At 69.1% G+C, this 9122-nt stretch carries 8 protein-coding genes and 1 pseudogene; 4 read left to right on the top strand and 5 right to left on the bottom strand.

Going from position 1 to position 9122, the window contains the following annotated elements:
• Window positions 1-48: 48 nt before the first annotated feature.
• Both lysS and ACFV4P_RS35770 read right to left on the bottom strand, forming a co-directional pair.
• Window positions 49-1707 carry a lysine--tRNA ligase gene (lysS, locus tag ACFV4P_RS35775; RefSeq protein ID WP_380477668.1) on the bottom strand — a complete coding sequence of 553 codons (1659 nt, stop codon included), beginning with the start codon at window positions 1705-1707 and terminating at the stop codon, window positions 49-51.
• Between the two features lie 182 nt (window positions 1708-1889).
• Window positions 1890-1982 (bottom strand): annotated as a pseudogene (locus tag ACFV4P_RS35770) (rRNA methyltransferase); the annotation flags it as partial.
• A 312-nt stretch (window positions 1983-2294) separates the two neighbouring features.
• Between ACFV4P_RS35770 and ACFV4P_RS35765 the strand changes: the two are divergent.
• Window positions 2295-3287 carry a hypothetical protein gene (locus ACFV4P_RS35765; protein ID WP_380477667.1) on the top strand — a complete coding sequence of 331 codons (993 nt, stop codon included), beginning with the start codon at window positions 2295-2297 and terminating at the stop codon, window positions 3285-3287.
• A 75-nt stretch (window positions 3288-3362) separates the two neighbouring features.
• Here ACFV4P_RS35765 and ACFV4P_RS35760 read toward each other — a convergent pair whose 3' ends face one another.
• The 3 genes from ACFV4P_RS35760 to ACFV4P_RS35750 form a co-directional block, all read right to left on the bottom strand.
• Entirely contained in the window at window positions 3363-3491 is a 129-nt protein-coding gene (locus tag ACFV4P_RS35760; RefSeq protein WP_380477666.1) for a hypothetical protein, read from the bottom strand.
• Window positions 3492-3538: 47 nt separating this feature from the next.
• The gene (locus tag ACFV4P_RS35755) at window positions 3539-4372 is read right to left on the bottom strand and encodes an IclR family transcriptional regulator (protein WP_380477665.1); all 834 of its coding nucleotides are present in this window, start codon (window positions 4370-4372) and stop codon (window positions 3539-3541) included.
• Window positions 4373-4484: 112 nt separating this feature from the next.
• Complete coding sequence (locus ACFV4P_RS35750; protein ID WP_380477664.1) at window positions 4485-5432, bottom strand: zinc-binding alcohol dehydrogenase family protein; 948 nt, start codon at window positions 5430-5432, stop codon at window positions 4485-4487.
• A 1227-nt stretch (window positions 5433-6659) separates the two neighbouring features.
• Between ACFV4P_RS35750 and ACFV4P_RS35745 the strand changes: the two genes are divergently transcribed.
• Genes ACFV4P_RS35745 through ACFV4P_RS35735 form a run of 3 tightly spaced genes read left to right on the top strand, consistent with a single transcriptional unit; the run spans window position 6660 to window position 8942 of the window.
• Window positions 6660-7268 (top strand): WhiB family transcriptional regulator, encoded by a 609-nt coding sequence (locus ACFV4P_RS35745; protein WP_380477663.1) that lies wholly within the window; start codon window positions 6660-6662, stop codon window positions 7266-7268.
• Window positions 7265-8659, top strand: coding sequence for a DUF2637 domain-containing protein (locus ACFV4P_RS35740; RefSeq protein WP_380477662.1), 1395 nt, complete (start codon window positions 7265-7267; stop codon window positions 8657-8659). Before ACFV4P_RS35745 ends, ACFV4P_RS35740 begins: the two co-directional genes overlap by 4 nt.
• Window positions 8660-8705: 46 nt before the next feature.
• Window positions 8706-8942, top strand: coding sequence for a hypothetical protein (locus tag ACFV4P_RS35735; RefSeq protein ID WP_380477661.1), 237 nt, complete (start codon window positions 8706-8708; stop codon window positions 8940-8942).
• The last annotated feature ends 180 nt before the right edge of the window (window positions 8943-9122 follow it).

The following is a 9122-nucleotide window of genomic DNA, read 5'->3' as shown; positions in this document are numbered from 1 at the left end:
GGCCCGGAGCGAATTGCTCCGGGCCGGCCCCTTCGGGGTTCACCTCGGCTACGCGAGCGTCAGCAGCGACCGCAGCCGGTCCGGGCCGAGCGCCAGCAGCAGGGTGGGCAGCCGCGGCCCGGTGTCACGCCCCACCAGCAGCTCGTACAACAGGACGAACAACTCCCTCTGGGTCGCCTTGAGTTCGGGCGTCGCCGATGCGTCCAGCGGCAGCCCCGCCTGGAGCTTCGGGACGCCGTACACCAGCGACGTCAGCCCCGGCAGCGACCAGTGCTCGTCCAAGCCGTCCAGCAGCAGCTTCAGCGCCTCCCGCTGCGCCGGGTCCAGCCGCTCCAGCCGCTCCACGTCCGGCTCACCGCGCACCTGGGTCCGTTCCTCGGCCGGGAGGGTCTCCGTCCACGCCTGGGCACGGTCGAGCCTCGGCCGGGCATCGTCCAGGCTCGCCAACGGCTCCTCGACGGTGGCGTCCCGCAGGATGCGCAGGGTCTGCACCGGATCGCCGGCAGCGACGTCCGCCGCCGCGGCCAGCAGCCGGAACGGCAGCGGCCGGGGCGTGGACGACAACGGCCCGGACACCGGACCGGCGGCGCGGACCCGGGCCGCGGCCTCGGCCTCCGACGCCGTCCCCGCCTCGGCCTTCTGCCCGAGCACGTCCCACTCGTCGTAGGTCCGCTGAATCTCCTGGCCCAGCGCGATCGTGATCGCCTGTCGGGGCTGGCGCCGACCGTACAGCCACCTCACCATCGGCGCCTCCAGCACCCGCAGGAGATCGGCGGGAGTGACCACACCGCCCTTCGAGCTGGACATCTTCGCCATACCGCTGATCCCGACGAACGCGTACCCGAGGTAGGCCGGCGGCTGGCCGTCGAAAATCTCGCGCACCAGCTGCGAGCCGACGGCGAAACTCGAACCGGGGGACGAGTGGTCCACGCCGCCAGCCTCGAAGGTGACGCCCTCGAACGCCCAGCGCATTGGCCAGTCGACCTTCCAGACCAGCTTGCCCCCGTCCGTCTCGGTCAGCGCGAAGCCACCCTCGTGGCCGCACTCGCACCGGTACTGCATCTGCGTGCTCTCGTCATCGAAGGCCAGGACGACGGTGGAGTCGCGCCCGCAGACCTCGCAGTACGGCCGGTACGGGTAGTAGTCACCGCCGGCGAGCCCCGCCGACTCCTCGTCGTCCTGCTCCAGTTCCGTCCCACCGGCGGGCTTCTTCGTCCGGTACTGGCCGAGGACCGCATCGATCCGGCGCCGTTGCCGCATCGCGTGCACGATCCGCTCGCGGTACCTGCCGGAGGTGTACATCTGGGTCTGGCTGATCTCATCGACCTCGACACCCAGCTCCGACAGCGCCGCGCGAAGCGGCACCTTGAAGTGCTCGGCCCAGCTCCCGTGCTCGCCGCACGGGTCCGGAACAGCCGTCAGCGGCCGGCCAATGTGCTCCGACCAGCTCTCCGGCACCCCTGCCGGAATCTTGCGCAACCTGTCGTAGTCGTCCCAGGACAGCAGGTGCCGACAGTCCAACCCCCTTCGACGGATCTCATCCGCAACGAAGTGCGGCACCATGAGCTCACGCAGATTCCCCAGATGGATCGGACCCGACGGACTGATCCCCGACGCGCACACCAGCGGAGCCCCACCACGGCGTTTGGCCTCGGCGATCACCTGGTCCGCAGCCGCAACCACCCAATCGCCCTGCTTCACACCCATGCCGAAGCCCCTCAACTGATAGAAAGTCAGATCTCAACAGCCTAAGGGAAATTGGCGAGGACTTGCGGTCGGCTCTGATCAAGCTCACCCGCGCGATCCATGCCGGCCGCGCTGATCTGGCACCAGCCGGACCCGCATGTACTGCGACCCGAACCCTTCCCCAATCGAGCACAAGCTCGGCCGCGGAGCTGACTCCGCTTCCTCCGGTTGGCGAGCAGGGCCTCCCACTGCTGGAATCGGGCATTTCGGGAGGTGATCCAGTGAACCGCTGGCACCCCCTCCAAGGAAGGCCGACCACCACGATGCGTTCCGAGGTCGACGGAGTCCACACCAGCGCACCAAGGAGGTTGCACAGGACAAGTGGACGGTAACCAGTCCTTGAAGGCTTGCCCTTGCCAGCCACTCGGCTGTGATCAAGGTCGCTGGCCCAGGGCTCGATCTCAGCGCGATCGGCTGTGCTACGGTCCGTGGTCCAACCGAACACAGAAGCCCCCAGCACGGATGCAGCGAACATCCGTGTGCCCGCAGACCGTGTAGCGACGTCTGCGAGCGCCCAGGGGCCCCGGCACCAGGAGCGCGAACTCCAAATGCAGATTCATCGTAGCGCCCACGCGCGCAACTTCATCGTGCTGCCCAACTCCCTTGTTCAGGAACGACGGCTGACCTTCACCGCCCGCGGCCTTCTCGCGGACCTCCTCTCCCGCCCCGACAGCTGGTCGGAGGACGCCCAGCACATGGCGGACTCCAGCCCTCAGGGGCGCGCCACGATCCGCGCAGCACTGAAGGAGCTGAGGGAGGCCGGGTACTACCTGGTGGTGAAGGTCCGAATGCCCGACGGCACTATCCGCAGCGAGACCCATGTCTTCGACGTACCGCACCGGCCGGGGGCGGAGATCATCCGGCAGGGCGCCGAGGAGGCCGCCGCGTCGCAGGCCCAGCCGGTTGCACCCCGTCCGGCGTCCGGTGAACCGACGTCCGGTAGTTGTGAAGCCCTTCCTGTAAAGAACCGGAAGAAAGCACCCTCCCTCCCCCTCCCCGAGGCCCCAGCTGACCACGACGCGGGTGCCGCACCGGAGCTGCCGGCGCGAAGCGCGGGCGGGCGGGCGAAGACGGCCACCATGACGACGGAGCCACCGAACGGGCAGACTCGGGCAGCGGCCTCGGCGCTCCACCGGGCGCTGCTGTCGGAGCCGCGTCTGCGTCTCGGCGAGGTGGAGATGCTGGAGCTGGCGCCGCTGGCGGCGCGCTGGCTGGAGCGGGGCTTCGGGCCGGCGGAGCTGGCAGCGGCCCTGCTCCCCGGGCTGCCGCAGCGGATTCACTCGCCGCGGGCGGTGGTCCGGACCCGTCTGCGGGACAAGCTGCCGCCCGTGTATGCCCCGGAGCAGCCGCGGGTGCCCAGCCCGCACGAGTGCGCCAACTGCCGTACGCCGGTGCCGCGTTCGGGCGTTTGTGGGCCGTGTCAGGGGCGTCCGAGGCAGGGTGTGGCTGTCGGCGGCGGTGCCGCGTACACACCCGCTGGTGCCGCCCGGGTTCGGGCGACTCTGCGTGGAACGGCGGCTGCCCAGGTCTCGGCCGCGTGATCGGCACGCCCGGTGTCGCCGTTCGCCGCGAGATCGCGGAGGCGGTGGGCGGCACCGGGCGGCGTTCGGGTGGGCTCACCCTCCGCCGAGCTTGTCGATCCAGCTGGCCACGGTCGCCGCGAAGAACGTCCAGAGCGCGATCCCGCCAAGGATGGCCACGTATACCAGGCCCCTGAGCAGGCTTCCGTCGTTGCTTCCGCGCATCCGACTTCCTTTCAGCTGGCGACCGTGCCGCAGTCATGGTCGAACGGCTAGGCCACCGGTGCCATCGGGGCGGGGGTGAGCTGGGAGATCTCCTCTGCCGCCTTGCGGGTGTGGTAGATCATCGGGCGCAAGTCCGTCGGCATGTCGTTGGCGGGCCGGAGCAGGAGGACCGAACCCATGATCGAGCCCTGCCAGAAAACGGGGGCTGCCACGGAATCCCAGCCAAGCATGCACTCCTGGCGTCCGATCGCGAAGCCGAGTCGGCGGACTTCGGCGAGCGAGTCGGCGAGGCGCTCGTTGCAGCGGATCACTCCGGGGCCGGCGGTCGGCGGCACGTCCTCGGCCAACACGAGATCCCGGATCTTCTGCGGGAGATAGGCGAGGATGACTCGCCCGGAGGCTCCGGTGCGCAGGGAGCGGGAGACGGACACGACGTCTTCCGCGGTCATGCCGACCTCGGCGGGGTCCGTGTCGCCGATGGCATAGTCGGTGCACAGCCGCTTCGCCCCGCCGAAGGGCGACAGGACGTACAGCAGGACGAGACCGCCGGTGGCCTCGTGAAGAGTGACCAGCGTGCTGTGGGTGGAGGCCGGGCTGGGCGCGTCGGCCATGGCCTGGAGCCCTGCGAGGGCAGTCCCGGTGCCGAGGCGGTATCTGCCCCGGCCGACCTGCTCGAAGGTGCGGTCTTCGACGCCCGTCTGGAGGATGCGGTGGGTGGTGGCGTCGTCCAGGCCGGCGGCGGCGGCGATGCCTCGCAGTGAGTGGACACTCCCGGTCGCGGAGATCCGGGTGAATGCCTGCTGAACGGCAAAAGCCTTGGAAGCGGCCGAGGCCGGCTTGTCGTGGCGCTGGCCGGGCACGGTGCTGATGGTGCTGGTCATTCGTGTAACCCCGGGGGATCGTCGTCGCGTGGCGCTCGGCGATGCGACGTGGTGGGTCGCGTACCCGCCTCGTGCGGGTAGCACAGGAGGAAGAGGAGAGGCCAGGGACGGATCAGGGGTTCAGGTTGAGAACGACCTTGCCCGTGGTGAGGCGGGCGGCGAGGTCGTGGTGGGCTTGGCGGGCCTGTCCGAGCCGGTAGACCGGACCGTGGACCGGCTTGAGCCAGCCGGCCGCGACAGCGTCGAACAACGCGGTCATCGAGTCATTGAGGTGCGTGCGCGAGGGGTAGAGGGACGGCAGCCAGAACCCGGTGACGCTCTTGGACTGTCCGACAAGCTGCGCGATGGGCACCAGGCCCTCGGTTCCTGTGACGGACCCGAAGACGCTGAGCCGGCCTCGTGGGGTGAGGGCGTCGAGGGTGGCGTGGAAGACCTCTCCGCCGGTCATTTCCAGGGCCGCGGTGACGTGACCGCCAGCGGCGTCGAGGATGCGTTCGGTCAGGCCGTCGATGGTGGAGGAGTCGACGACGGCGTCGGCGCCGAGGTCGGTGGCGAGTTGGCGCTTCGCCTCGGTGCCGGCCATCGCGATGACCTTGGCACCCGTGCGCTTGGCAAGTTGGACGGCGATGGAGCCGACTCCGCCCGCGGCTGCGGGAACCAGCAGGGTGTCCTCGGCCGTCAGGCGCAGATCGGTGTGCAGCAGGTGCCAGGCGGTGTTGCCCTGGAGGGTAAGGGCAATGGCGTCGTGGTCGGAGACGGCGTCCGGCACCTCGAAGGCGAGTTTGCGATGGGCGGCGACGGCCTCCGCGTAGCCGCCGCCCTTCGCCAGGGCGACGAAGCGACGGCCGTCCTCAGCCACTCCGAGGACCTCGTTGCCCGGGATGAACGGGCAGGGCAACGGCGACGGGTAGCTCCCCTCCCGCAAGTGGATGTCCGCGAAGTTCACTCCGGCAAGGCGGGTACGGAGCTTGAGGTGGGTGCCCTTCACCGCCGGCTCGGGCATCCCGCACAGTTCGAGGACCTCGGGGCCTCCGAACTGGCGCACAGCTATGGCTCGCATCGTTCAATCCTAAATTTCGCATGACCGATTCTTGGCGAATCCCGGCTCGGGCGATTCACGCTCGGCAATGGAATATACCGCCCGCGAAACAGGGGCAACCCTTGGCGCATATAGGGGTGTCACCCCGCAGACCAATCAAGATCAATTAGCGAGTGGTATTCGTCACGTAACTCTTCGCAGTCGGATCGGGTGGCTACTCACCGTGAGGAATGCAGGTGGAAAGCCTTCAGCGTCGAGCGCACCCCCACCAATCGATGCCGCGCACCGAACTTTCATGATCATTTCTCAGCCTGCGAAAAATAGCCTCGTCTACCCGTGTAGATAATCCGAGTTTGTTGACCGGTATCCAGGCGGATACCTAACGTATTCACCAGAACCAACGGGCACACGAACCACTTGAAGGGGAGTCAGATGCTGACGTTCAGGCGATATGCCACCCGACTCCCGCGCGAGTCGAGTGACCACCGGCAGGGCCAGGAGTGCCTTCGGGTGTCACGCCATGTGGCGACACCCGGGTTCGGCGCCGAGCACGCACAGCGACAACGCCGCTCCGACACTCGGACCGCCGGCACCACCCACCGCCACAAGCTGTAGCGGAACGGCCGATCCCGAGCCGTGAAACGACAAAACGCCTGAGAGCTGGAACTCTCAGGCGCTGGTCGCGCACGCCACGGGTGGCGCACTACACACACCAGAGCAGCGGCCCCGCCTTTGGACGAGTCGGGCCTGCCTGCCCTCACGGAAGGTGATTGAACCATGATGGCGTTGCCGCGTACAGCGCAACCAGCGGGGATCCCGCGTCCCCAGCCCTCGGGCACCTCCTCTCCTGTTTACCAAGTCCGTTTCCATGCATGCGTGTTGACGCCGCCTGCATCCTCCAGCACCAGGGCGAAGGCGGCCGCTGCGGCCCTCGTTCGACGCCGGACGGCCTAGACCGGGTATCTCCTCCTCGACGTCCGCCCTCGCGGACTTGTCCTACCGGCGTCTCTCCGGCGGCCCTGGCGCTGCCGAGCAGACCGCACTAGGACCGACCGGCCTCTTGGCCGATCGCCGCAGCCGGCTGATCGGCTCATCCTCGCCGTCCCTCTCAGCCCGGCGGTGCAAGCCACCCCAGGCCAGATAGCCCTCGCCCCCAGTTCAACTTGCGCACGGGCCGGCCTCTGCCGCGCCCGGGAATGCCCTGCCCCGCGCCCGCTGTCGACCCGCGGCGCGATGGAGACCCCACCCATGAACGCGATCGTCCACGAGCTGAAGCCCGCTGCCACCGACCAGCTGGAGCCCGACGTCCTCCACGAGCTGGAGAGCGCATTCGTCACCGGCCTCAACCGAGGCGGCCAGCGCTGGCGGCTGAAGGCCCTGTGCGCCCGTGACCGTCGACCCGACGACTGGTTCGCGCCGCCGCGCCTCGCCGCCCACCACCGGGCACTCGCCATCTGCGGGAGCTGCCCCGTGCGCAGTGAATGCCTGCAGGACGCGATCGTGTGCCGTACCACGGAGGGTATCCGCGGTGGCCTGACCGGCGAGGAGATCGGCCACCGCCTCACGCACCGCAAGGACAAGGCGAGGTTCGACCTGATCAAAGCGGCTCTGCTCGGCGAACCTGTGTTCCTCACCGAGGCGGAGAAGCGCGCCGTTGTCCGGATCGCGCAGCTGGTCGGCATCGGCTGGGAGGTCTGGGCGCCGGCGATGGGCATCGGGTACAAGGCCGCGGCCAAGCGGCGCAAGAACGCGAACAGCGAGCTGCTGCTCATCCCCGAGCGTGACCGCCCCGAGGAAGTCGCCCTCGCCAACGAGCTGCGGTGGGAACTCGCGCCCACGCTGGCAGTGGCCGCGTGAAGCTTCCCCGCCCCAAGGTCTCGCCCTGGGACATCACTGCGATCGGGCTGCTCGGCGGCACCGGCTTCGCCCTCAGCTACGACGCCCTGCAGCAGATGGCACAGGCCGTCCACATCCGCGGCCAACTCACGTACGCCTTCCCTGTCGTGGTTGATGGCTTCATCGCCTACGGCGTCCGCGCCCTGGTCCTCCTACGGGAAGCGCCCTTGGTGGCCCGCGCCTACACCTGGTCGCTCTTCGCCGGCGCGACCGGCACCAGTGTCTGGGCCAACGCGCTCCACGCTGTCCGGCTCAACCAGGTGCCAGGCCAAGCGGCCGACAACCTGAAACTGGGCGACGTTCCAGTGGCCTTCCTGAGCACCATCGCCCCTCTGGCCCTCGCCGGCGCGGTCCACCTCGGCATCCTCATCAACCGGCACAACGAAACGCCTACGGCAACGGACGGTCCCGAGCCCGACTCTCCCATCTCGGCCGTGGCCCAGGTCTCGGCCGATCGTGCCCCGAGCAACGAGCGCCAGCTCACGAACCGGACCAACCCCGAACTGGCCTGGGCCATGGCGCGGACCGCCGCAGCAGAGCTGAGTACCGGTCCGACCTTCTCGGCTGGCATCTCGTCAGCCGAGGGGAAAGTCCAGCGCTACCGCCAATCCCTCCGCAGGCTCGCCCGCGAAGCCAAGCGGACCATCCAGCGTGCTCAGCAGAACCCCCAGTTGGTCCACTCGCCCGAGGAAGCAAACTGGCAGACAACGCCGAACGGCTCGACGGTCAGCGGACCGAACGAACCGCAGCCCGAACCCACCGCCCCGGACGGACCGCACGAACCAGCGATCGGCGGACCGGACGGACCGGACGGACCCCACGAACCAGCACCCGACGGACCGCACGGACCGCACGAACCAGCACCCACCGCCCCGGACGGACCGCACGAACCGGCGATCGGCGGACCGGACGGACCAGCACCCGACGGACCGCACGGACCGCACGGACCGCACGAACCAGCAGCCGGCGGACCGGACGGACCGGACGGACCGCACGAACCAGCAGCCGGCGGACCGGACGGACCAGCACCCGACGGACCGCACGGACCGCACGAACCAGCGGCCGGCGGACCGGACGGACCAGCACCCGACGGACCGCACGGACCGCACGAACCAGCGGCCGGCGGACCGGACGGACCAGCGGCCAGCCGACCAGACGGACTGCACGAACCAGCAGCGGACCCCGTGCTACTGGAGATCGGACGCGCAGCGGTTCTGTCCGCTGGCCGAACCTCTCGGACCATCGTGCGCACAGCTATCCGGACCCAGGGCCACAGGGCATCCAACGAAGCGATTGGCGCGGTTCTGAAGGTCCTGCACACCGACAAACCTCCACCAGCCCACCACCGCTAGCCTCCCCACCACTCCTCCTCTGCCTGATCTATCAACAGGAACCCTTGTGAGCACCGCCGTTCTCTCCAACCGCGACATCGTCAGCGACTTCATGTCTGTTCTCGTCGCCCACCACCGCCTGCACACCGCCGAGCAGGCTGGAAACGGCCGATGGAGGGTCCGTCGCACTGGTGCCTGCCAGGCCGAACTCCTCACCGTCGACCAGGTGGAGGAGCTGGTCATGGACCACTTGATCAGCGTGTTCGCCGCCCGTGGGCTGACCGACGTGGGCACCGACTTCTAACCGACTGCGAGCAGGCCACACCCGCCCTTGGGCCTCCATCCGGCTTCCATGGCAGGCGAGTTGCCACCTACGGCGGAGCGAGCTATCTGCTTGGACCGTCCTATCGGACGGTCCAAGCACTCGCCCCGGCCAGGGGCCGGGGAAGGTGCGGATTCGGGACCGAGCGGGGGCGCTCGGTCC

Origin of the sequence: Kitasatospora sp. NPDC059795 (assembly GCF_042732175.1) — a bacterium.
In the GTDB taxonomy this organism is placed as follows: Bacteria; Actinomycetota; Actinomycetes; order Streptomycetales; family Streptomycetaceae; genus Kitasatospora.
The sequence above is the reverse complement of the archived record's forward strand: the minus strand, read 5'-3'. Positions and strand labels throughout refer to the sequence as shown.

Coding starts and splice junctions, on each gene's coding strand:
- lysS (WP_380477668.1), bottom strand. CDS start 1,707: ATGGGTGTGAAGCAGGGCGATTGGGTGGTTGCGGCTGCGGACCAGGTG.
- ACFV4P_RS35765 (WP_380477667.1), top strand. CDS start 2,295: ATGCAGATTCATCGTAGCGCCCACGCGCGCAACTTCATCGTGCTGCCC.
- ACFV4P_RS35760 (WP_380477666.1), bottom strand. CDS start 3,491: ATGCGCGGAAGCAACGACGGAAGCCTGCTCAGGGGCCTGGTATACGTG.
- ACFV4P_RS35755 (WP_380477665.1), bottom strand. CDS start 4,372: ATGACCAGCACCATCAGCACCGTGCCCGGCCAGCGCCACGACAAGCCG.
- ACFV4P_RS35750 (WP_380477664.1), bottom strand. CDS start 5,432: ATGCGAGCCATAGCTGTGCGCCAGTTCGGAGGCCCCGAGGTCCTCGAA.
- ACFV4P_RS35745 (WP_380477663.1), top strand. CDS start 6,660: ATGAACGCGATCGTCCACGAGCTGAAGCCCGCTGCCACCGACCAGCTG.